A 23,257-nucleotide genomic window follows, 5' to 3' on the forward strand; every position below is an offset into this window, starting at 1 on the left:
CGACCCCGGCTGTCTACCCGGCGCGACAAGGCGCCGGGAATGAGTGGCTGTCGTTACAAGGCTGGGCTACACTCGCGTTTCCGCTTCCGCCACGCCTGACGCATGCCCTCGCACGACCCTGCCGCGCCCCCTTCGCCCGCCTCCCGACCCGATTCCGCCGATGACGCGCTCCTGCAGCAGGTGCAGGCGCTGCTGCGCGAGCGCACCGGCCACGACTTCAGCAAGTACAAGCAGGGCACGATCCTGCGCCGCATCGAACGCCGCATGCGGGTGCGCGGCATGCGCGACCTGCATGCCTACTGCATCCTGCTGGACGAGGACCGCGACGAAGCCGGGCACCTGCTGCAGGACCTGCTGATCGGCGTCACCAGTTTCTTCCGCGACCGCGACGAGTTCGCGGCATTCGAGCATGTGCTGCTGCCGCAGCTGTTCCATGGCAAAGGCCCGGCCGACGAGGTGCGCGCCTGGACCGTTGCCTGCTCCACCGGCGAGGAAGCCTATTCGCTGGCCATGCTGCTGCACGAACGCGCCGCCGCCATGGCCGCGCCGCCGGCCTTGCAGCTGTTCGCGACCGACGTCGACCGCCGCGCGATCGTCGCCGCAAGGGCAGGCGCCTACCCGGCGGCGCTGGCCGACGACATCCCGCCGGCGCTGCTGCAGCGCTACGTGGTGCGCGACGGCGCCCAGATCAGGATCCAGCCGGCGCTGCGCGAGGCCGTGCTGTTCGCCGAGCACGACCTGCTGCGCGATCCGCCGTTTTCGCGGCTCGACCTGATCAGCTGCCGCAACCTGCTGATCTACCTCGACCGCGACGCCCACCGGCAGGTGCTGGCGATGTTCCATTTCGCGCTGAAGCCGAGTGGCTACCTGTTCCTCGGCAGCGCCGAGACGGCCGATGCCGCCCCCGACCTGTTCGCACCGGTCGACGCGCGCCACCGGCTGTACTAGGCCAGGGCGGTCGCGCGCAGCGCGGGGGCGCTTCCGGCCGCGGTGCCGGAAGCGCCCCCGCCCGTGGCCCCGAAGCCCGCGGCGGCGGCCGACGCGCCGCGCGTCCGGGCCGGCGCCTGGGCCGAGCTGCACCGCCGCGCCGCATCCAGGGCGGCCCCGCCCAGCATACTGGTCGACGCCGGCAACGATATCCTGCACATCGACGGCGACGCGGGCCGCTACCTGCGCCACGCGGGCGGCGAGCCGACCCGCGATGTGGTCGCGCTGGTGACGCCCGAGCTGCGCCTGGCGCTGCGCGCGGCCCTGTTCCAGGCGCGCCAGGGCAGCCATCCGGCCGTCACCGCGCCGGCCCGCATCGGCGGCGGCGGAGGGGGCGGCAGCGCGGCGCGTGCGCTCGCCATCGCCGTGCGGGCGCTGGACGCCGCCGACGCCGGCGGCACCCCGGGGCTGTTGCTGCTCCAATTCTTCGAGACCGAGGCGCCGGCGGCGCCCGACGGCGCCCACGAGCCTCAGCCGGACGGCGGGCACGCCGCCATGCTGCAGCTGGAAGACGAACTGCGCTTCGCCCGCCGCAAGCTGCAGGAAACCATGGACCATGCCGACGCCGCGGTCCACGATGAGCGCCTGGCCAACGAATGGCTGCGCAGCACGGTCGCCGAGCTGCAGTCCAGCCTCGAAGACCAGCAGCGTCGGCATGAAGAACTGCAATCGCTCAACGAAGAGCAGGTCACGGTGAATGCCCAGCTGCGCAGCAAGGTGGAAGACACCGCCAAGGCACACGACGACCTGAGCAACCTGATCGCCTCGACCGACATCGCCACCATCTTCCTCGACCGCGAGATGCGCATCCTGCGCTACACGCCGCGCATCGGCGAAATCTTCAACGTCATCCCGGGCGACGTCGGGCGTCCGCTGGCCCACCTGGCGAGCCGGCTCGAGTATCCGCGCCTGGTGGCCGACATCGCCGGCGTGCTGGAATCGGCGCAGCCGGTCGAGCGCGAGGTCGACGGCAAGGAAGGCCGCTGTTACATCGTGCGCATCCATCCCTACCGCACCACCGACGACCGTATCAATGGCGCCGTCATGACCTGTTTCGACATCACCGGCCGCCGGGCCGCCGAGCAGGCGCTGCGCCGCAGCGAAGAACGCCACCGCGCCGAGCTCGAACAACTGGTGCGCGAACGCACCGCCGAACTCGAACGCAGCCGCGACCTGCTGCGCGCAACGATGGATGCCTCGATCGACATGATCCAGGTATTCGAGGCGGTGCGCGATGCCGATGGCAGGATCGTGGATTTCCACTGGACCTTGAACAACCACACCTCGGAGTCGCGCTACGGCGAAGTGCGTGGCGAGAGCCTGCTGGAACGCAATCCCGGCGTCATCGAAGAAGGTATCTTCGCGGCCTTCTGCCAGGTGACCGAAACCGGCGAGCCGCTGCAGGCCGAACGCCACTACGCGCATGAACAGTTCGACAGCTGGTTCCTGCAGTCGGTGGTCAAGCTTGGCGATGGCGTGGCGACCACGAGCAAGGACATCGGCGACTGGAAGCGCGCGCAGGCGGAACTGCTGCGCCTGCGCGACGAAATGGTTCAGGCCCGCCTGCAGGAAAGCGAGCGGGCGCTGCGTTCGAGCGAAGCGCGCCATGCCTTCCTGCTGACCCTGTCCGACGCCCTGCGTCCGCTCGACGAGCCCGAGGACATCGTGTACACGGCGGCGCGGGTGCTCGGCGAGCGGCTCGGCAGCGACCGCGCCTACTACGTCCACGTCGACGAGGAACGCCAGGAATTCGTGGTCGAGCATGACTGGTACGCCCCGGGAGAGAGCAGCCACGCGGGGCGCTTTCCATGCGCCGCCTGGAACATGCCCTGGCTGGCCGACGGCCGTACCTGGGTGGTGGCCGACGTCGATACCGATGCTGTCCTGCCCGACCCGCAGCGGCCGGCCTACCGCGCCAAGGGCATCCGCGCCGCCATCGTGGTGCCGCTGATCAAGCACGGGCGTCTGGTGGCTACCTTCTGCACCAACCAGCGCCAGCCGCGCGCCTGGACCCCGACCGAGGTCGGCCTGATCGAGGACACCGCCGAGCGCCTCTGGGCCACCATCGAACGGGCCGGGGCCAAGGCCGCGCTGCGCGATACCAGCGAGCGCCTGTCGCTGCTGCTGCAATCGATGGACGAGGGCGTGATCGGCATCGCACCGGACCACCGCTGCATGTTCATCAACGATGCCGCGGCCGCCATGCTGGGCTGCCGGGCCGACGAGCTGGTCGGCCGCTGCGCGCAGGCGCTGCTGGGCGACGGCCGCGTGCTGAAGGCGATGCAGGAAGGCGTGTCGATGCACGTCGAGGGCGAGGCTTTCCGGTGCGAGGATGGCACGCCGCTGCGCATATCGTGCCAGGTGTCGCCGATGGTGCTGGGCGGGAATCCGGCGGGGGCTGTGGTGGTGTTCCGTCGAGCTTGAGAACGGCGCCCGTCACGCGACGACCGACGGGCGCCGGCCCGGCGGTCACGGACAGTCGCGTGCCATCGATGCCCGCAGATGGGCGCGCTCCTCGTCGGTCAGCAGGTGGCGGCCTTCGGCGCGTTCGCCGCGATGACGGCTGGCGCGCAGCCCGCCGGCACCGCGCCAGCCGCCGAACAGCAGCCAGCTCAGCGCCATCAGCCCGACCGCTTGCCAGAAGCCGATGACCGGCAGGCCGAACAGCCCCGGCATCAGCCAGTTCCACAACTGCCAGATGGCCGCACCGAAGCCGGCGATGGCGATCAGGCCCCAGATCAGGATCAGGACGATCAGTTTGCTACCGCGATGTTTCATGTCGACTCCCTCGATAAAAGATGATGGTCATACCCGGTCGCACTTCAGCTGCCCGTCAACCCATCGTGGACGGCCTGCAGGCGCGTGCGCAGCGCCTTGACGGCATAGTGCTTCCTGGACAGCAGGGTGTTGACGCTCTCGCCGCTGGCCTGCGCCATGGCCTTGAACGAAACACCTTCGATTTCGTGGGCGATGAAGACGGCGCGCTGGTCGTCGGGCAGGGCCAGCAGCGCGTCTTCGAGGGCCGCGACCAGGCGCTTGCGGACATACGCCTGTTCCGGTCCGCCATCCGGGTCCGGCAGCAGATCTTCCAGCCATGCGGCCTCGTCGTCGTCCGGCACGGCGCCGGTGCCGGCGGCGGCCGTGCCCGCGCGCAGGCCGCGCCGGCGGTACCCGTCGGTGACGCGGTTGCGGATCACGGTGAACAGCCAGGCGCCGGCATTGCGCATCGGTTCGATCAGGCGCTGCGCGAGCACGAATTCGTAAAACGCATCCTGCAGGATGTCTTCGATGTCCTGCGGATCGGGCACATGGCGGCGCAGCCACGCCCGCAGCCGCGGCTGTTCGCGCCGGATGGTGGCGGCGACGGCGGCGTCGCGCGCTGCATCGTCCGCTGCATCGCCGCGTGTTGGGTGTCCCTCTGCGTCAAGTTGTCGGCTCGTGTCCATACCTGTATAGACGCGCGGGGCGGGCGGATATTGTGTTCAGGTGCGCATCGCCGGGGCGCGCAGCGCATCGAATTCGATGACGCCGGCCCCGGCCCGCGCCGGGATGTCAAAATTTAATGCAGACAAGCGGGTGCCGGATGTCCAGTCGAGGATGCCATGCCTGAATGCGAAGCGGCGCCGGCGACTTCCGTTTCTCCGGCCGCAACCACGCGATTCCTACCCGACGCCTTGGCCGCATACAGCGCACCGTCTGCGCGACTGACCGTCGATGAAAAACATTCCCCATCGCGGGACGCTGCGATGCCGATCGAGACGGTCACCTGGTCCGGACCGGCGCCAGCGGCAAAAGCCAGGTCGGCCACGCGTCGACGAATCCTCTCCGCGAACGCTTCGGGGTGAAGGCCTTCGCTGCCCGTGAGAAGGACGATGAATTCCTCGCCACCGTAGCGCCCGAAGCAGTCTTCGTCGCGCACCTCGGCCTGGATCGCTTTCGCAACGGTTTGCAGGACGACGTCGCCAACTGCATGGCCGAAGGTGTCGTTGATCTGCTTGAAGCGGTCGAGGTCGATCAGGCAGATATGGAAAGCGCCGGCGCCGCTTCGCGCACGCCGTTCCGCGTCTTCCATGCGAGCCGAGATGTGACGTCGATTGAAGATGCCGGTGAGCGGGTCGCGGATGGCGAGTTCGCGAATGACCTCGGTCGCTTCCTGCAGACGCAGGTTGGCATGCTTTCTCGATGCCTCCACCATGAAGACGAAAGTCGTCACGCTCAGCCCGAGGACGATGAGGCTGAAGGTGTACAGGAAGTTCATGTCGGCCGGAAGGTAGCTTGCCATGCGGGAGGTGCTGCCGTGCAGCTGGTGCAGGATAAAGAAGCCGGCGGTCGATATTGCCAGCCAAAACAATCCTGAGATAACGCTGCCGAGCAGGATGGCAACGATCGGCAGGGTGATGAACCAGATGCTGCCGGGCGACGTTATGCTCGCCAGGAATATGGATTCGAACAACTTGAACGCGAACAAGCTGGCAAGGAAACTCTCCCGTGCAATCGGCAGGCTGCCGGTCTTCTTGTAAATCCATGGTGACGCCACCATTACGGTGCCTGCGCAGCCCAGCGCTACTGCTAGCTGCCAAATGCCGAAAATGGCAAACTCCACGACAAAAGCGACGACGACCGGCGCGGCGAGCAGCGAGAGATTGAGCAGCCGCGCAATGTCGTGGGCGTGTTCGGAAAGCGGATCGGTGTCAGGCACGCTCACCCGTGCAAGCAGCGTCGAATAGGTATCTCGAAAGTACTCAGCTAGGCGGTCCATGCTTGTTGCCACAACCCGATATAAGAACAAAGTATTATAAGATGTTTCCGGCGAGAAATATTAAATTCCTCAAATTTTCGTGAGGCGTGTGGTTTTTATGTCTTTACGCATCCCGTTGTCCAAAATGGCGCCTGCCGGCTCGGAAGCTGCTCGCGTGGCAAGCTTCTACGGGCTGTGTGATCATGGCCAATGCAACGTGAAAGCTAAAATTATAGATGCCTACTGACATGGAAAGAATTGGCTTTGGCGGAGGTTGCCATTGGTGCACGGAGGCCGTGTTCGCTTCCCTGCGTGGCGTTACCCAGGTCGAGCAGGGGTTCATCCGCGCCGATGCCCCTGACGACGATTTCTCCGAAGCCGTGGTGCTCACGTTTGACCCGGAAAAAATCTCGCTGGGAGCCCTGATCGAGATCCATTTGCGGACGCATTCAAGCACATCGAACCACGCAATGCGGCAGAAGTATCGCAGCGCAATTTATGTCATGGACGAGGCCCAGGCCGAGGGTTCACGACGCACCTTTACCGAAGTCGGGACAGGATTCGATGCGCCTCTGGTTACCAGGATCCTGCCCTTTCGAGCGTTCAAGGCGTCGGAGGAGCGCTTTCAACGCTACGGTGAAAAGAATGCCGGTGGTCCGTTCTGTACCGCCTATATCGATCCGAAACTGGCCTTGCTCAGAAAAGAATTCGGCCGTTTCCTGAGACCGGTATCCGAGTTGCCGTGATTGTGAGGATCACGGCTCTCGCTGCCATGTGGCCGCCCGCGGTGCACAAAATGACGCTCATTCAGAAACTGTGACGGACACCCAGGTTGGTCGCCCGGTCGCCTGTACCGGCATCGCTGTTATTGCCAACAGTATAGGCTGCACCATTCCTGTTTTTGATCATGCCGTAGGATGCGTAGGCGCTGGTGCGCTTGGACAGCGCATACGTATAGCCCACCGCGTACTGCCGTGCGTCCTGGTTCAGTGTCGTCTTGTCGTTCTTGCGAATGTAGGATGTGATCAACGTGCCAGCGGCCCCGATCGGGATCTGGGCGCCGAGCAGCAGGTCGTCGCCCTTGAGAGTCGGATTGAAGGTGCGCCCGTATGGTCGGGGCGTAGCGTTGTTCAAGGGTGCACTGTTCATGCCCTTGTCGGCACTGTAGGCGAAGAAAAGTTTCGCCACTTTGAAGCTGTAGTTGGCGACCAGGAGCGTGTTATGGCCGATGCTGTTGTCGGTGACAGTGGCAGTGTCGTTGTTACGGTTGTTGTAGGCCAGGCGCGCCGTGAGTGGGCCTTTGGCGTAATTGAGGCCGAGGTTGAACTGGCGGCCTGCCGTACTGTTGCCGGGTACTTCGCCGACCGCATACAGGGCTTCGGCCGTGAAGCCGTTCATGGTCGGGCTCGTATAGATGATGGAATTGTTGGCACGGAGGTTGGCACCGGCCACCGGGAACAGGTTCTTGGCGCTGCCGGCGAGGCCGGCCGCGAACGGGTCGCCAACCTGGCCCAGCGCGTTGTAGGTCAGGGTGTATTGCCGGCCCAGCGTGACGGCCCCCAAGGTGTTGCTCTTGAGCCCGACGAAAGCCTGGCGGTTGAACGCCGCGCCGGCCACGTCCGATGCACCGGTATCGATCAGGACGCCGGATTCCAGCACGAACAATGCCGATAATCCGCCACCGAGGTCTTCCGTTCCTCTGAAGCCGAGCCGTGACGCGGAGCCGATGCCGCTGCTGAGCTTGACGACATTGCCGGCGGCGCCGCCGCGTTCGACCTCGACGCCGGCGTCAACCAGGCCGTAGATCGTCACGCCTGATTGTGCGAATGCGGCTTGACTGATGGCGCCCAATAGCGCGGCGGTGATGATCGTCTTTTTCATGAATGTCTCCTCCATGGTCTTGTAAGAAATCTGCAGACCGTACATGCCCCTGTTGGATACCCGGAGCTTCTCGCAAGGCCGTGCAGCAGCGTGACGCCCGGTTGATCGGGCGCCGATGTGCTGGTAAATGGTTGGATTGCCTACTCGAGGACGAGGTCGAGGAGCGCGGAACTCAGCGATTTGCCGTGGGCGTCCAGGGCCAGCGAGCGTGTCACGCCGCCGGCTAGCGCGCCGTGCATGACAAAATTCATCGCCCCGAGGCCGGGTAAGAGGAAGCGCTCGACAGGGCCATGCACGATCCCGGAAAAGTGGGCCTGTACACGCTCGGCAGTTACCAGCCGTTGGAGCAGTGCGTAGTCGTCGATCCGGTAGGCAATGACTGACAAGTTGGAGATATCGCCTTTGTCGCCGGCGCGCGTATGTGCAATGTCACGCAGCTTCATCTCAGATCTCCTCGAAGTGAATGTCGACGCGCACATTTGCCGCCGGCATCAAGGTGGAACGCACCGCCACCACCTGGCGCGCTGACTTCGTGGCGCCACCGCCACCCGAGGGCCCGCACGTATACAGGGTCTCGACCTCGTTCCCGATACGCAGGGCCTGTTGCATGGTGGCAGTGCGTCCCGCCACGCGCAGCCGCACCTCGTAGGGTTCAGGATGTGCCGCTGCCAGCAGATCACCGTGGATGGCGTTCAAGCCGATGAGGTCGAAACGCACTTCCTCCAGCGGCAAGCCGGTGATCCTGAACCGTTCGGCGACGATATCCTGGGCAAGCCGCGCGCGCGCGACTGCGCCCGGTCCGGCGTAGGAAATCTGTCCTTCGCCAACGTAGCTGTCAACGTAGCCGATCGATACTTTCAACAGGCCGCTGTTCGGATGCCCTGTGGCGCCCTGAACCGAGACACGGTCCGCTCCGACCTGGATCATCGAGACGCCGGAGAAGTCCGCGACCACGTCCGGCGTGAGGTAGGCCGCCGGGTCGTGTATTTCGTACAGCAGCTGTTCGGTGCAGGTCGCCGTCGTGACGGCGCCGCCCGAGCCCTCCACCTTGGTGATCTCGAGCGAACCGTCCTCGGACACGACGCCGATGGGAAAACCCAGGCGCGCCAGGTTGTGCACGTCCTTGTAGCCGGGGTCGGCGAAATAGCCACCGCTGACCTGGCCCGCGCATTCGAGCAAATGCCCAGCCAGGGTTCCTTGGCCGAGGCGTTCCCAGTCGTCCGCAGCCCAGCCGAATTCGTGGATCAGGGGGGCGAGCACCAGCGCCGGATCGGCGACGCGTCCGGTGACGACCACGTCGGCGCCTTGTGCAAGCGCTTCGACCAGCGGTTGGACACCCAGGTAGGCGTTGGCAGACAGCAGGCGCTCGCTAAGTTCTGCCACGGGCGCGCCGGTGTCGTCCCGGTAGTCGTCACGGCGAAGCTGGTCGAGGACGTCATCGCCGGTAACCGCAGCGATCTTCAGTTTTGCCAGGCCAAGAGCACGTGCCACCTGCTTGATCTTGGCTGCAGCCGCGAGGGGATTGGCCGCCCCCATGTTGGTGACAATCTTGATGCCCTTTTCGCTGCAGGTCCGTAAGACGGCCAGCATGCGCTGCTCCAGCAAGGGATCGTAGCCGAGCGCCGGGTCGTGCATCTTGGCTTGCTGGGCCAGCGCGATAGTGCGCTCGGCCAGGCATTCGAAGATCAGATAGTCGATGTTGCCTTTTTCAGCGAGCTCGAGGGCAGGCTCGATACGGTCGCCCGAATATCCGGCGCCCGCACCGATGCGGATCTGTTTCATGCGATGCTCCTTAAAGCGGGAAGACCCCGATGACGATGCAGGCGATCGTCATCAGGATCGACGCCGAAAACAAGAATTTGAAGGTGTATTTCTGGTGGTCGGCCAAGTCGATGCCGGCAAGACCCGCCACGAGGAAGGTCGCCGGGGTCAGCGGGCTCACTGGAAACCCGGTCGTCATCTGGCCAAGCAACGCAGCCTGCGCCACCTGTACTGGCGCCACGCCCAGCATATGGCTCACTTCGGCCACGACCGGCAGCACACCAAAATAGAACGAATCCGGGTCGAAAAGCATGGACAGGGGCATGGACAGCACGCCCAGCACGGCGGGAATGTGCGATGCCAGTTCTGCGGGCACGAAGCCGACCGCCGTCGCGGCCATCGCCTTCAACATGCCGGATTGGGTCATGATGCCCGTGAAGACGCCCGCCGCAAACAGGATGCTGGCCATCAGGAGTGCGGCCTTGGCGTGCGCATCGATACGGGCACGCTGCTGATCGACGTTGGGATAGTTGATCATCAGGGCCAGCACCACGCCGACCATGAACATGACCACCGGATCGATCTTCCCGCTGATCATCACGCCCAACACGACCGTCGTCAGCACGATATTGATCCAGAAGTTTTGGGGACGCCGGATCAGCTTTTCCGCATCGGTCAGTACGTGCGTATGGGTGAAGCCGGCAGGCGCGCCGTGCTGCAGGCCCAAACGGATTTCTTCCTTGCGGCCCAGCCACCACGCGGTGCCGAAGACAAAAACCAGGCCGACCAACTGCACCGGGATAAGTGGCATGAAAATATTGCTGACAGGGATGTGAAGCGCTGCGGAGGCACGGATCATCGGTCCGGTCCAGGGAAGGAAGTTGACGCCCGCCGCCAACGAGGCAACGCAAGCGAGAATGCGCTTGTCGATGCCAAGCCGCGTGTATAGCGGTAGCATCGCCGGTATGGTCACCAGGAACGTGACCGCACCGGAACCGTCGAGGTGGATCAGGAGCGCCAGCAGCGCAGTACCCGGCACGATGCGCGACGGACGGCTGCCGACCACGCGCAGAATGCCGGTGATGACCGGGTCGAGCATGCCGGCATCAGTAACGATACCGAAAAACAGGATCGCAAAGACAAACATACCGGCGACCGGTGCGATTTTCGTGATGCCGCCGACGATGAACTTCGAGGTTTCCATTCCGAAGCCACCGATCAGTGCGGCGGCAATGGGAATGGCGATGAGCGCCACCAACGGCGACATCTTTTTAGTAAGGATCGACGCCAATAAAAGGGCGATCGTGGCCAAGCCGAGCAGTGCCAGCATGTTGTCTCCAGTTTGTATATGCATGTGCCGATCGTTGCAGCACTATCGATAAGTCTGGAGTACAGGTTTTATCTTGTAAAATGAAATCTTTCGATTGATTATCCTGCTTTTCAACTTAATCGGCCGTGGCTGTGTTACCGAATATCTCCACCAAGCAGTTACAAGCTTTCCTCGCATTGGACGAGTGCCGGCATTTCACGCGTGCCGCAGAGCGTTGCCACCTGTCGCAATCGGCTTTCAGCGTGGTGATTCGAAAGCTGGAGGAAGCGGTCGGCGCAAGACTGGTCGAGCGCGATACGCGCAATGTCACCCTGACATCGGAGGGAGCATTGTTTGTCGATGTTGCGCGTGCATTGGTAGCGGATCTGGACGCAGCCTTTACCGACATGGGCGACTTCATCGCACGCCGAAAAGGCAGGGTGGCACTGGCGGCACTGCCATCGCTGGCCGCCAATGCACTGCCCGGCGTCATTGCCGAATACAAGCGTGTCTATCCTGGCATTACGGTTCAGTTGTTCGATTCGCTATCGGACCAGTGTCTGCATATGCTACGGCAGGGGAAAGTCGACCTGGCCCTGACTGCGCCGGGCGCCAATCTGGCGGAATTCTCCACGCGGACGCTCTGCAGCGATCCGTTTTATCTGGTATGCCGATTCGACCATGCGCTGGCCCATCAACAAAAGATCAGGCTGGAAGACCTTGCCGGTTGCCAGCTGATTCATTTGGCGCAGTCGACCAGCGTGCGTCAACACGTCGATCAGCTTACGCGCGGCATCGCGGTACATCATTCCGGACTCGAGGTCGAGCATCTGGCGACCGTCGCTGGCCTGATCGGACACGGCCTGGGTGTAAGCCTTGTACCGGAGCTGACGCTGTTCCAGTTCCGCAGCATGGACCTGGTGGCGATCCCGCTGGACACGGATGTCGTTGCGCGGCCCATCCTGATCGTGCAGCACAAGGAACGCCCGTTATCGCATGCCGCACAGGGTATGCTGGAGCTCATCGAAACGCGCCTGCGTTCCACTGGAAAAATCCGTCGCGACCTGCTCGGATAGCGCACTGTGAACGGAGCAGGTCCGGCGACGCTGCCTGTTCGGGCAGCGCGGCAGCGGCAGCAATGCCGCCGCCGCCAGGCACCGCCTTAGCGCGATGGCCCGCCTTGCTGCCCCATCCGCGAGCCGGCCCGGCTCGCCGCATACAGCCCCCCGCCGATCAGCGCAATGCCGAGCACGGTACCCATCGACGCCGAGGGCAGCAGGCGCATGGCGGCGGTGGCCCATGGCGCCGGGCGCTCGCGCTGGGGATCCGAGGCGCGGCGCTTCAGGGCGACCTTGCTGGCTGGACCGCCGGCGTACAGCTGGATCATTTCGCGCACGAAGGGCACCATGTCTTGCGGACCGCGGCTGGTCAGCCAGTTGCCATCACGCACGACTTCCTGGTCGAGCCATGTGGCCCCGGCATTGACCATGTCGTCGCGCACGCCGGGCCACGAGGTCAGTGCGCGCCCATCCGCCAGCCCGGTCGAGGCAAGCAGCCATGGACCGTGGCACAGGGTCGCGATCGGCTTGCCCTGCGCGTCGAATTCGCGCACCAGCTCGCGCGCCGCGGCCGACTGGCGCAGCAGGTCGGGATTGATGAAGCCACCCGGAATCAAGAGTCCGTCGTAATCGCTCGCGCTCACCTCGTCGATCGTCCTGTCGACGTCGACGGCCCGCCTGGCCGGCTTGTTCAGGTTGACGCCGCGGATGGTGCCGCCGTGCAGCGAGACGACCTCGACCAGCGCCCCTGCCGCCTCGAGTGCCGTGACCGGCACGCTGAGTTCGACCTGTTCGAAGCCGTCCGTCGCCAGCACGGCAATGCGCTGCCCATCCAGTTTCTTACGTCCTATCATCATGTCCTCCGTTGTGAGATCGTATGAGGACATACAGTACCGTGAATGCGCATGCCCTGACGTTCAATAAACGGCGGGCATCACGCGTGCGGCGCCAGCAGCACCGACACGTACAGCAGCAGGCGGTCTTCGCTGCGCGCCAGCACCAGGCCGGTCAAGTCTTCGATGCGGCGCAGCCGGTAGTCGAGCGTGTTGCGGTGGATGCCGAGGGCGGCGGCGGTCGCGGCCGCGCTCTCGTTGCAGGCGAACCAGGTCTGCAGCGTCAGCAGCAGGCCGGCGCCGCTGCGCTCGCGTCCGAGCAGGGCGAGCGGGCGCCGTAGTTCCGCCGCCTGCCAGCCGGCGTCTAGCCCGGACAGCAGCACCGGCAGCGCCAGGCCATAGTAACTGTGGCGGCGCGCCTCCGGATCGCGGGAGCGGCCGATGCGCGCGGCCGCCTGCGCGCTCTGGTAGGACACGGCGGCGGCGCCGCTGCCGCTCGAAGCCAGGCCCATGGTGAGGATGGCCGCCGCACCCGCCAGCTCGTCGGCCAGTGCGTCGACCTGGGCCGCCAGCGTCTCGTGGCGGCGCGCCAGCGCCTTGATGCGGTCGGTCTCGCGCGCGTCGGGCTCGAACACGTCGAGGATGACCAGCTCGTGCGGGCCGGCGGTGGCGCTGAGCAGGGCCGGACGGCGCGCCAGCAGCGCCAGCTGCAGGCGCTGCAGCCGCGCCAGGGCTTCGTCGTCGGCCAGGTCCGCGCTGGTCCCGGAGGCGGTGAGCTCCAGCAGAAACACCGCCTGCATGCGCCGCAGGTCCACGCCCAGGCGCCGGCCCCAGGCTTCCAGGTCGGGGCGGCCGCCGGCATCCGGACGGATCAGGTTCAGCACGAAGGCTTCGCGGTAGCGGCTGTCGCGCTGCAGCTCGCCGGCCAGGCTGGCCTGTTCCAGGATCATCTCGGCGGTCAGGCGCACCAGTTCGCCGAACTGGCGCACCGCGGCCGGCTCGCCGCTCAGGCCGACCGCGCCGCACAGGCGCCCGCCGACCACCAGCGGCAGGTTGATGCCGGGCTTGGCGCCGTGCATCAGCCGGCTCGACGCCGCATCGACTTCGACCGTCGCGCGCTTGGCCAGTGCCAGCAGGGCGCCGTCGTGCAGCTCGCCGACGCGGGCGGCATCGCCGCTGGCCAGGATCACGCCGTGCGCATCCATCACGTTGACGTTGAACGGGATAATGCGCATGGTGCGGGCGACGATGTCCTGCGCCAGATGGGTGCTGAGTTCGATCATGGCGCCAGTCTAGACGGTCACCGCGATTGTGCCAAGCGCCGAAGGGCGGCCGCTCCCGGCGCCGATCCGCCTGTCCCGATTGTGCATGAGCACAAAATCATGGCAGAAAAACATGAGTCGGCTCGTGCCGCGCGCCGACGCGTGCAGGCGCCGCATTGGTCATAATGCAGGTGCCGCCAGTGGTTTTCGGCGGACACCACGGAGACATATCACCATGAACAACAATATCGGCAAGGGGGCGTACGCCGACCCCGCCATCCTCGAACGCGGCTACCGCAAGGCCACCTGGCGCCTGATCCCGTTCATCTTCATCTGCTACCTGTTCAACTACCTGGACCGGGTGAACGTCGGCTTCGCCAAGCTGGAAATGCTCGACGCCCTCAAGCTGAGGGAAACCGTGTACGGCCTCGGCGCCGGCATCTTCTTCATTGGCTACGTGACCAGCGGCATCCCGAGCAACCTGATCCTGCACAGGCTGGGCGCGCGGCGCTGGATCGCCGTCATGATGATCTTGTGGGGCGGCCTGTCCGCAGCCATGATGTTCGTCCACAACGCCGGCTCGTTCTATGTGCTGCGCTTCTTCACCGGCGTGGCCGAAGCTGGCTTCTTCCCGGGCATGGTCTTCTATTTCACCAACTGGTTCCCGACCCAGAAGCGCGGCCAGGTGATGGCGCTGTTCATGTCGGCGATTCCCGTGTCCGGCCTGATCGGCGGCCCGCTGTCGGGCTGGATGCTGAGCCATTTCCAGTCAGGGCAGGGCGGCCTGGCTGGCTGGCAGTGGCTGTTCCTGCTGCAGGGCCTGCCGACCGTGCTGCTGGGCGTGGCCGTGCTGTTCTACCTGTCGGACGGCCTCAAGCATGCAAAATGGCTCAGCACGGACGAAAAGGCGGCGATGCAGGCCGCGCTCGACCTCGACGAGCAGAGCCGCAGCGCCGGCGGCCATGCGGTCCACTCCTTCGGCCAGGTGCTGCGCAACGGCCACGTGTGGCTGCTGGGCGTGGTCTACTTCAGCATCCAGATGGGCGTGTATGCGATCAACTTCTGGCTGCCCTCGATCATCAAGGCGCTCGGCTTTTCCAGCGCGACCACGGTCGGCTGGCTGAGCGCCTTGCCCTACCTGTTCGCCGGCATCTTCATGGTGGTGGTGGGCCGCTCGGCCGACGCCAGGGGCGAACGCCGCTGGCACCTGTCGGTGCCGATGCTGATGGCCCTGGTCGGCCTGATGCTGGCCGCGCACTTCTCCAGCAACGTCGTCATCGTGATGGTCGGCCTGACGCTGGCGACCATGGGCGCGCTGACCGGCCTGCCGATGTTCTGGCCGCTGCCGGCAGCCTTCCTGGGCAGCGCGGCCGCCGCCGGCGGCCTGGCCCTGATCAATTCGCTGGGCCAGGTGGCCGGCTTCGTCAGCCCCTTCCTGGTCGGCTGGATCAAGGATGCCACCGGCAGCACCGACGTCGCCCTGTACATCCTGTCGACCGTGCTGCTGGTCGGCGCGATCCTGGTGATGCTGGTGCCGGCGCGCCTGGTAAATCGTTGAACCTGAGGCCACGTCCATGAAAATCGTCATTGCCCCCGATTCGTTCAAGGAAAGCCTGTCGGCCCTGCAGGTGGCCGCCGCCATCGAAGCCGGCATGCGCGAGGTATTCCCCGACGCCGAGTACGTCAAGGTGCCGGTCGCCGATGGCGGCGAAGGCACGGTGCAGGCGCTGATCGACGCCACCGGCGGCTGGCGCGTCGAGCAGCGCGTCACCGGCCCGCTTGGCGAGCCGGTCGCCGCCTTCTACGGCCGTACCGGCGACGGCGGCGCGGTCATCGAAATGGCAGCCGCCAGCGGCCTCGAACTGGTGCCCCCCGCCCGGCGCGACCCGCGCATCACCACTAGCCGCGGCACCGGCGAACTGATCCTGCACGCGCTCGACGCCGGCGCGCGCCGCTTCGTGCTCGGCGTGGGCGGCAGCGCCACCAACGACGGCGGCGCCGGCATGCTGCAGGCGCTCGGCGCCAGCCTGCTCGATGGCGAGGGCCGGCCGATCGGCCCCGGCGGCGCCGAACTGGCACGCCTTAGGAGCATCGACCTGACCGGCCTCGACCCGCGCCTGCTGGACAGCGAATTCCACATCGCCTGCGATGTCAGCAACCCGCTTACCGGGCCGCGCGGCGCCTCCGCCATCTTCGGCCCGCAAAAAGGCGCGACGCCCGAGATGGTCGAGCAGCTCGACGCCAACCTGGCGCACTATGCCGACATCGTCGCCCGCGATGCCGGAGAAAATCATGGCCGCCACCAAGGCGATCAGCGCGACATGCCGGGCGCCGGCGCCGGCGGCGGCATCGCGCTGGCGATGGTGGTGTTCCTGCGCGGGCGTCTGCGGCCCGGCATCGAGATCGTCACCGAAGCGGTGCGGCTGGACGCGGCGGTGCGCGGCGCCGACCTGGTGATCACCGGCGAGGGCCGCATCGACGGCCAGACCGTGAACGGCAAGACGCCGATGGGCGTGGCGCGCGTGGCCGCGGCGCATGGCGTGCCGGTGATCGGCATCGGCGGCGGCCTGGCGGCGGATGCCGGGGCGGTGCATGCGCATGGCATCGACGCCGTGTTCGCGGCGGTCAGCCGGCCATGCACGGTGGCGGAAGCGCTGGCGGCGGGCGAGGCCAACCTGCGCACGGCGGCGCGCAATATAGCGGCGGCCCTGCGGCTGGGGGCAAGCATCGGTCGGCGCTGAGGGCGTACGGGGCCGATATCATGTGCTTTCTGGTCAGTCTGACTAGCGCGGCACCGTTTCAATTCATGTGGCGCTTGTCGGCCACCGCGGCGGCGTCTTTTTTAATTGTAAAGACGAAGCCTTATGTGGCTCGCAGAGTTATATAGAAACGTCATCAACATTTGCTTTATTGTTGGTTTGTAAATATTCATTCTGCATAAATTCAGCTTTTGATGCACTATGAAGTCTTCCGCCGAAGTTCGTATTTCGAATTTAATCATTGGCCCGAGGTATGGGGAAAATCATCACTTATCGCGACGCCCGTTCGTTTAAAATTCGCGATTCTGGTTAATAAGGAAATAACTCTAAACTTCCCATAGAATGTGTGCACTACTGTTATAGATGAGGTCAGTTCATCCTCATCAACTAGGCTATCCATACCCATAATCTTGAGGTTGTAGATCTCTTGGTTTCTAATTTTTTTTCCTACGAACGAGAAGTTGATCGAAGTGAGGGTGTCGCTAAGCATAAAGTTATCCATGAAGTCTTTGGCGTTCTCATGAATTTCCTTGCCACCTTCACTAAAAAACTTGTGATTTAGATCATGGAATCTATGGTGCACTCTGTAAGAGGCAATATCGAATTTTCTCTTAATTTTCTTAGCAATAACTCCGTAAGTTAAACAATCAAAGAAAGCGTTCATTCGTTCCATGTCTACGGGGAATTCGTACCCATCAGCGACACGCACCCGATTTTTCATTATTGTTCTTTCAAGCGCGTTATTATTAAACTTTAGTTGAGGAAAAACGTTGTTTAGGAAAACATGACTAGCGTCTTTGTCAGTCTGGTCTTTTATGACGTTAAAGCAGATCTGTGCTAAGACGTAAATATCGTCCTTCGTTTTTTCATTGTTATGTTTAGGGCAGGATTTTACTGTCATCAAATCTAATTTTTTTCGTTCGGAAAAAAAGATTTAGGTGGAATGTGCTCTTTTGTGTTCCCATGTTCAGAGCATCCCGGGTAGTAACAAGTCGCCATTTAAATAGCCTTTAAAATATTTCGTGAATTAGAATTTTTATGGACTTGATTGTCGTCAGCGCCCCTCGTCTTGCGAGGAATTGATGCATGAATCAGTCGAGATAAAACTAGCCTGATTTAATGTGCTTGCTGGCCGCCAAGATAAGCCGCCACCACCTTCGGATCCGTCTTCAGGTTCTCAGCCGGCCCATGCACCGCAATCCGCCCATTTTCCAGCACGTACCCGTAATCCGCCACGTTCAGCGCCGCCTGCGCAAACTGCTCCACCAGTAGCATGGTCACGCCCTCGAGCTTCAGGCGCGCGATGATGCGAAACACCTCGTCCACCAGGATCGGCGCCAGTCCCATCGAGGGTTCGTCCAGCAGCACCACTTCCGGATTCATCATGACCGCGCGCGCCATCGCCAGCATCTGCTGCTCGCCGCCGGACAGGGTGCCGGCGAGCTGCGTGCGGCGCTCCTTCAGGCGCGGGAACAGCTCCAGCGCGCGTTCCAGGTCGCGCCCGATGTCGCCCTTGGGCCGGGCACGGGTAAAGCGCGGAAAGGCGCCCAGCAGCAGGTTGTCGGTGACGCTCATGGTCGCGAACACGCGCCGTCCCTCGGGCGAATGGGCCAGGCCGGCGCGCGCGATGCGGTGCGAGTCGAGGCCGGTGATATCAATGCCATCGAGCGTCACGCTGCCGCCGCGCGGCTTGACCATGCCGGAGATGGCGCGCATCGTGGTGGTCTTGCCGGCGCCGTTGGAGCCGATCAGGGTCACCAGTTTCCCTTTCGGGACCTCGAGCGAGATGCCGTGCAGGACTTCGACCTTGCCGTAGGCGGCGTGCAGGTTCTGGATGTTCAGCATGGGTGGTTCCTCAGGCGGCGGCGGAGGCCGGCGAGCCGCCGGCGCCGCCCAGGTAGGCTTCGATTACTTTCGGGTCCGACTGCACCCGCGCCGGCGTGCCTTCGGCGATCTTCTGGCCGAAATCGAGCACGGTGACGGTGTCCGAGATCGCCATCACCACGTCCATGTGGTGCTCGATCAGCACGATGGTGATGCCGTGCTCGCGGATCTTGCGGATGATCGCCATCAGCTCGCGGATGTCGGGTGCGGTCAGGCCGGCGGCCGGTTCGTCGAGCAGCAGCAGGCGCGGGTCCAGCGCCAGCGCGCGGCCGATCTCGAGCAGGCGCTGCTTGCCGTAGGGGAGGTTGCGCGCTTCCTCGTCCGCCAGTTCGTCCAGGCCGACGAAGGCCAGGATCGCCTGGGCGCGCCGCCGTGCGGCCGCTTCTTCGCGCAGGTAGCGCGGCGTGTGCAGCATGGCGTCCAGCCAGGTCGAGCGGAAGCTGTGGTGCAGGCCGACCAGCACGTTTTCGAGTGCCGTCATCTCGCCGAACAGCTGCACGTTCTGGAAGGTGCGGGCGATGCCGCCGAGCGCGATCTGGGCTGGCGTGCGGCCCTTGATATCCGCACCCTGGAAGCTGACCTGGCCCGCGGTCGGCTTGTAGATGCCGGTGAGGACGTTCATCATCGTGCTCTTGCCCGAGCCGTTCGGGCCGATCAGGCCGTGCACGCTGCCGCGCACCACCTGCAGGTCGACCCCGTTCAGCGCCTTCAGGCCGCCGAACTGCATCAGGACCTGGTCGACGCGCAGCAGTTCGCCGCTGGGCGCTTCGGCGCGCATGCCGGCGAAGGGATCGGACTCCGCCGCCCCGGCCAGCGCATGCGCGTGGCTGCGCCCGCGCCCGAGCAGGCCGCGCAGGAAGCCGACGATGCCGTCCTGCAGGTAGTAGACCACGAACAGGGTCATCAGGCCGAAGATGGTCAGGCGCCAGTCGACCATGTTGTCGAGCTTGAAGGAGACCGCGGCCAGCGCCAGCGTCGCCACCACCGGTACGGCGACCCCGCGCGCGCTCGTGCGCTTGCGGGCGAGCGCGATGCCGGCGCCGATCACGGCCAGGACCGCGGCCGTCACCGCGATGCGGCGGAACACATCGATGTCCGACAGCAGGCTCGGCAGCATCACCACGATCAGCGCGCCGAGCAGGGCGCCGCTGCGGGTCTTGCGCCCGCCCATGATCACGGCCAGCAGGAACAGGATGGTCAGTTCGAAGTTGTAGGTGTTGGGCGAGATGTAGCCTTCCGAGTAGGTGTACAGGCTGCCGGCCAGTCCGGCGAAGCCGGCGCTGATGACGAAGGCGTACACTTTGTAGCGGTACACCGACACGCCCATGCAGTCGGAGGCGATCGGGCTGTCGCGCAGGGCTTCGAAGGCACGCCCGATGTGGGAGCGCAGCAGGCGGTGCACCAGCAACAATGACAGCAGCATCAGGCCGGCCACGGCGTAGTAGTACTGGACTTCGCTCAGGGTGGTGCCGAAGACGGCGGGCTTGGTCACGGTGATGCCCATCGGTCCTTCGGTCAGGAAGCTCATCTCGTTGATCAGGATTTGCGCGATGGTGCCGAAGGCCAGCGTCACCATGGCCAGATAGGGACCGGTCACGCGCAAGGCCGGCAGCGCCAGGATGGCGCCGAACAGCGCCGTGACCAGCACGCTGGCCGGCAGCGTCAGGTACCAGGCCGCATCCAGCTTCAGGATCAGCACCCCCGCCACATACGACCCGATGCCGAACAGGCCGGCGTGGCCGAGCGAGACCTGGCCGGTGTAGCCGACCACGATGTCGAGGCCGAACAGCAGGATCGCATAGATCAGGATGGTCTCGGCCAGATGCACGTAGTACGGATTGGTGAACACCAGCGGATACGCGACCAGCGCCGCGATGCCCAGCAGCGCAGCGCCCAGGAATCGTTTGCTCATGCGGAGGTGGGTGGCCATGCTCATACCTTCTTGATCGCGGTCTTGCCGAACAGGCCGGATGGTTTCACGGCCAGCACCAGCAGCAGCAGGACCAGGCCCGGCACTTCCTTGTAGCCGGTGGACAGGTAGAAGCCGGTCGCGGTTTCGGCAATGCCGAGGATGATGCCGCCGACGATCGCGCCCATGCCCGAGGTCAGGCCGCCGATGATGGCTACCGCGAAAGCCTTCAGGCCGAGCGAGGCGCCCATGGTGGCGCTGGTCAGCGTCAGCGGCGCGATCAGGGCGCCGGCAAAGGCGGCGGTGGCCGAGGACAAGGCATACGAAAACGTGATCACCAGCCGGGTGTTGATGCCCATCAGGCCGGCGGCGTCGCGGTCGTTCGAGGTCGCCACCACGGCCTTGCCGTAGATCGAGGTGCGGTTGAAGATCTCGACCGCCAGCATGATCGCCAGCGCCCCCAGCACCACCGCCACCTGCATCGGCTGGATGTTGGCGCCCAGCACCGTGAACGGTTCCGAGGCCAGCGGCGACGGGAAGGGCAGCACGTCCTTGCCCCAGATGTTCTCGGCCACGTTCTTGAAGATGATCGCCAGCGCGATGGTCGACATGATCCAGCCGAATTCCGACTTGATGCGCAGCGCCGGCCGCACGCCGATGCGTTCGACGAACATGCCTTGCAAGGCGCCGAACAGCACCACCAGCGGAATCATCAGCCAGTAGCTCATGTAGGGGCCGCCGTGGATGCCGCCGACCAGCGACAGCCCGACCAATGCGCCCAGCATCAGCGCCTCGCCCTGGCCGAAGTTGAGGGTGCCGGAGGTGGCGAAGGTGAGTTGGTAGCCGAAGGCGATGACGGCGTAGATCATGCCGAGGGCGATGCCGGAGACGACGAGTTGCAGGAGGATGTCCATGATTCACCCGATCAGGTGTTGCGTCAGTTGACCTATGCACGTCGCCCCTGCCTTCGCGGGGACGACGTTTTACGCTGGCGACTGGGTCTTACTTCGCCAGCACCACCCGCCCGCCACGCACCTCGCCGAACTGGGTATTCTCGAAGTTGATCGCCTCGTGGTCGGTCTTGCTGAACGGCTTGTTGTAAGTGGTGACCACGCCCTCGACCGGCGCGTTCAGGTTTTCCAGCGCCGCCAGGATCTTCGGTCCTTCGGTGCTGTTGGCCTGCCTGATCGCAGCAGCCAATAAGTACACCGAGTCGTAGCCCTGGGCGGCCGACACCGCCGACGGCATGCGGCCGCCCGGCGGGTTGTAGGCCTTGAGGTAGGCGTCGATGAAGGCCTTGCGCTTGGGCGTGCTCGGCTCCTGGATGAAGGTTTGCGGCATGCGCGTGCCTTCGCCGTTCTTGCCGGCGTTGTCGACGAAGTTGGCCATCGACAGGGTCCAGCTGCCGACGATCGGCACCTTCCAGCCCAGCTTCTGCATGCCGTTGGCGATCTGCGCCAGTTCCGGGCCGATGCCGTAGGTGAGCACGACGTCGGCGCCGGCCTGCTTGGCGCGCAGCAGCTGGGCGGTCATGTCGACGTCGCCGATGTTGTACTTCTCGACGGCGACCGGCTTGACGCCCTTGGACTCCAGGACTTTTTCGAGGTCGGCGCGGCCGAGCTGGCCGTAGTTGGTGGAGTCGGCCAGGATCGCCGGTTTCTTGAAGCCGCGCCGGCCGACGGCTTCCTGGGCGATCATCGCCGACTGGATGGTATCGTTGGCGGAATTGCGGAAGGTGTAGTTCTCGGGCTGGCCCTCGAACTTCTTGGTGACGACCGAGCCGGTGGCCACGTTGATGAACATCGGGATCTTGCCGTCCTGGTAGAAGCGCTGGGCGGCCAGCGCCACGCCGGTATTGGCGTAGCCGACCGTCGCCACCACTCGTTCCTTGCTGACCAGCTCTTGTGCGATCTGGACCCCGCGTTCGTTCTTGGCTTCGTCGTCGCGCTCGACCAGCTGGATCGGGCGCCCGAGCAGCCCGCCCTTGGCGTTGATCTCGCTGACGGCGAGGCGCACGCCGTCGCGCATCGAGACGCCCATCGGTGCCGAGCCCGCCGTGAACGGTCCCGCCACGCCGATCTTGATCGGGTCGGCCGCCACGGCCGCCATCGACCAACCCAGTACAACACTTGCAAACAACGCTTTCGATTTGAAATCCATTGCCGTCTCCTGTGTTTTATGTGCGTCCGGGCTTGCCCGGCTGGGTCCATCTCGACCGATTGTAGGATAGCAAACGGGCAACAGCAATTCATTGCTATGACGCGATGCAGCATGCGTCATTCATGCAAATGCGTAAGACATACGTAAGGCGCGTGGCGTATGTACAAACAAAAAAAGGCCGCGCCAAATGGCGCGACCTTTTTTGTGGTCCTTCTTTGTTGTCTTTCAACGGTGCAGCCCGTACCGGGCCGCCGGGCGATGCTTAGCGGTGGCGTCCGCCGCGGAAGCCGCCGCGGTAGCCACCATGGTAGCCGCCGCGGTAACCGTGGCCCCAGTTACTCCAGCCAAAGTTGAGACCGATCGAGACCGGCGGATACCAGAACGGATCGGCGTACACCGGCGCCGGGGCATACACCGGGGCCGGCACGTACACCGGCTGGGTGACGACGGTGGTCGGCGCCGCGGCATAGGTCGTGACCGGCTCCGAAGTGACCCGGCCGGCATCGCCGGCGTTGGCGCCGGTACCGACCGGAACCGGGGTGACGGAGACGACCTGCCAGCCGTTCGGATCGGCCGGGGCGGCGTAGGCCCGGGTACCGTAGTTGGCCGGACCCGGGTAGGTGGTGGCACAGCCGCTCAATGCGGCAACAGCAAGAATGATGGCAAGCGTTTTCATGGCGGTTCTCCTCGTGTGTTAACTATAGGAGTTATGACCC

General features: G+C 64.6%; 21 protein-coding genes. 6 read left to right on the plus strand and 15 right to left on the minus strand.

Going from position 1 to position 23,257, the window contains the following annotated elements; all coding sequences use genetic code 11:
- Positions 1-102 precede the first annotated feature (102 nt).
- Positions 103-948 (plus strand): protein-glutamate O-methyltransferase CheR, encoded by an 846-nt coding sequence (locus tag FBX97_RS05735; RefSeq protein ID WP_141829413.1) that lies wholly within the window; start codon positions 103-105, stop codon positions 946-948.
- Between the two features lie 63 nt (positions 949-1,011).
- The gene (locus tag FBX97_RS05740; RefSeq protein ID WP_141829415.1) at positions 1,012-3,411 is read left to right on the plus strand and encodes a PAS domain-containing protein; all 2,400 of its coding nucleotides are present in this window, start codon (positions 1,012-1,014) and stop codon (positions 3,409-3,411) included.
- Between the two features lie 45 nt (positions 3,412-3,456).
- On the opposite strand, the gene FBX97_RS05745 is transcribed toward FBX97_RS05740, so the two are convergent.
- The 3 genes from FBX97_RS05745 to FBX97_RS05755 form a co-directional block, all read right to left on the minus strand.
- Complete coding sequence (locus FBX97_RS05745; RefSeq protein WP_141829417.1) at positions 3,457-3,765, minus strand: hypothetical protein; 309 nt, start codon at positions 3,763-3,765, stop codon at positions 3,457-3,459.
- 44 nt (positions 3,766-3,809) lie between these two features.
- The gene (locus FBX97_RS05750) at positions 3,810-4,433 is read right to left on the minus strand and encodes an RNA polymerase sigma factor (RefSeq protein ID WP_141829419.1); all 624 of its coding nucleotides are present in this window, start codon (positions 4,431-4,433) and stop codon (positions 3,810-3,812) included.
- A gap of 113 nt (positions 4,434-4,546) precedes the next feature.
- Positions 4,547-5,746, minus strand: a complete 1,200-nt coding sequence (locus tag FBX97_RS05755; RefSeq protein ID WP_141829420.1) for a GGDEF domain-containing protein — start codon at positions 5,744-5,746, stop codon at positions 4,547-4,549.
- A 227-nt stretch (positions 5,747-5,973) separates the two neighbouring features.
- Here FBX97_RS05755 and FBX97_RS05760 point away from each other — a divergent pair, with 227 nt between their 5' ends.
- On the plus strand, positions 5,974-6,471 hold the full coding sequence (locus FBX97_RS05760; protein ID WP_255517312.1) for a peptide-methionine (S)-S-oxide reductase: 498 nt from the start codon (positions 5,974-5,976) through the stop codon (positions 6,469-6,471).
- Between the two features lie 61 nt (positions 6,472-6,532).
- On the opposite strand, the gene FBX97_RS05765 is transcribed toward FBX97_RS05760, so the two are convergent.
- The 4 genes from FBX97_RS05765 to FBX97_RS05780 all read right to left on the minus strand — a co-directional run bounded on the left by FBX97_RS05765 (position 6,533) and on the right by FBX97_RS05780 (position 10,697).
- On the minus strand, positions 6,533-7,606 hold the full coding sequence (locus FBX97_RS05765) for a porin (protein WP_141829424.1): 1,074 nt from the start codon (positions 7,604-7,606) through the stop codon (positions 6,533-6,535).
- Between the two features lie 140 nt (positions 7,607-7,746).
- Complete coding sequence (locus tag FBX97_RS05770; protein WP_141829425.1) at positions 7,747-8,049, minus strand: hypothetical protein; 303 nt, start codon at positions 8,047-8,049, stop codon at positions 7,747-7,749.
- A 1-nt stretch (position 8,050) separates the two neighbouring features.
- Positions 8,051-9,388, minus strand: coding sequence for an acyclic terpene utilization AtuA family protein (locus tag FBX97_RS05775; RefSeq protein ID WP_141829427.1), 1,338 nt, complete (start codon positions 9,386-9,388; stop codon positions 8,051-8,053).
- A 10-nt stretch (positions 9,389-9,398) separates the two neighbouring features.
- Positions 9,399-10,697, minus strand: a complete 1,299-nt coding sequence (locus tag FBX97_RS05780; RefSeq protein ID WP_141829429.1) for a CitMHS family transporter — start codon at positions 10,695-10,697, stop codon at positions 9,399-9,401.
- 131 nt (positions 10,698-10,828) lie between these two features.
- Between FBX97_RS05780 and FBX97_RS05785 the strand changes: the two genes are divergently transcribed.
- Positions 10,829-11,752 (plus strand): LysR family transcriptional regulator, encoded by a 924-nt coding sequence (locus FBX97_RS05785; protein ID WP_141829431.1) that lies wholly within the window; start codon positions 10,829-10,831, stop codon positions 11,750-11,752.
- Positions 11,753-11,838: 86 nt separating this feature from the next.
- On the opposite strand, the gene FBX97_RS05790 is transcribed toward FBX97_RS05785, so the two are convergent.
- Both FBX97_RS05790 and FBX97_RS05795 read right to left on the minus strand, forming a co-directional pair.
- On the minus strand, positions 11,839-12,591 hold the full coding sequence (locus tag FBX97_RS05790; RefSeq protein ID WP_255517313.1) for a type 1 glutamine amidotransferase domain-containing protein: 753 nt from the start codon (positions 12,589-12,591) through the stop codon (positions 11,839-11,841).
- Between the two features lie 77 nt (positions 12,592-12,668).
- On the minus strand, positions 12,669-13,850 hold the full coding sequence (locus tag FBX97_RS05795) for a sugar diacid recognition domain-containing protein (RefSeq protein WP_141829432.1): 1,182 nt from the start codon (positions 13,848-13,850) through the stop codon (positions 12,669-12,671).
- Positions 13,851-14,058: 208 nt separating this feature from the next.
- On the opposite strand from FBX97_RS05795, the gene FBX97_RS05800 reads away from it, so the two are divergent.
- Positions 14,059-15,387, plus strand: coding sequence for an MFS transporter (locus FBX97_RS05800; protein ID WP_370457200.1), 1,329 nt, complete (start codon positions 14,059-14,061; stop codon positions 15,385-15,387).
- Positions 15,388-15,403: 16 nt separating this feature from the next.
- Positions 15,404-16,570, plus strand: coding sequence for a glycerate kinase (locus FBX97_RS05805; protein ID WP_141829437.1), 1,167 nt, complete (start codon positions 15,404-15,406; stop codon positions 16,568-16,570).
- 256 nt (positions 16,571-16,826) lie between these two features.
- Here FBX97_RS05805 and FBX97_RS05810 read toward each other — a convergent pair whose 3' ends face one another.
- The 6 genes from FBX97_RS05810 to FBX97_RS05835 all read right to left on the minus strand — a co-directional run bounded on the left by FBX97_RS05810 (position 16,827) and on the right by FBX97_RS05835 (position 23,217).
- Positions 16,827-17,489: a hypothetical protein gene (locus tag FBX97_RS05810; RefSeq protein ID WP_141829439.1), complete on the minus strand. Its 663-nt coding sequence runs from the start codon at positions 17,487-17,489 to the stop codon at positions 16,827-16,829.
- 215 nt (positions 17,490-17,704) lie between these two features.
- The gene (locus FBX97_RS05815; RefSeq protein ID WP_141829440.1) at positions 17,705-18,433 is read right to left on the minus strand and encodes an ABC transporter ATP-binding protein; all 729 of its coding nucleotides are present in this window, start codon (positions 18,431-18,433) and stop codon (positions 17,705-17,707) included.
- 10 nt (positions 18,434-18,443) lie between these two features.
- Positions 18,444-20,384, minus strand: a complete 1,941-nt coding sequence (locus FBX97_RS05820; RefSeq protein ID WP_141830949.1) for an ATP-binding cassette domain-containing protein — start codon at positions 20,382-20,384, stop codon at positions 18,444-18,446.
- A 20-nt stretch (positions 20,385-20,404) separates the two neighbouring features.
- Positions 20,405-21,295, minus strand: a complete 891-nt coding sequence (locus tag FBX97_RS05825; RefSeq protein WP_141829442.1) for a branched-chain amino acid ABC transporter permease — start codon at positions 21,293-21,295, stop codon at positions 20,405-20,407.
- A gap of 88 nt (positions 21,296-21,383) precedes the next feature.
- Complete coding sequence (locus FBX97_RS05830; RefSeq protein WP_141829444.1) at positions 21,384-22,541, minus strand: ABC transporter substrate-binding protein; 1,158 nt, start codon at positions 22,539-22,541, stop codon at positions 21,384-21,386.
- A gap of 262 nt (positions 22,542-22,803) precedes the next feature.
- Positions 22,804-23,217 carry a hypothetical protein gene (locus FBX97_RS05835; protein WP_141829446.1) on the minus strand — a complete coding sequence of 138 codons (414 nt, stop codon included), beginning with the start codon at positions 23,215-23,217 and terminating at the stop codon, positions 22,804-22,806.
- Positions 23,218-23,257 lie beyond the last annotated feature (40 nt).

Source organism: Herbaspirillum sp. SJZ107, from assembly GCF_006715485.1.
GTDB lineage: Bacteria > Pseudomonadota > Gammaproteobacteria > Burkholderiales > Burkholderiaceae_D > Telluria.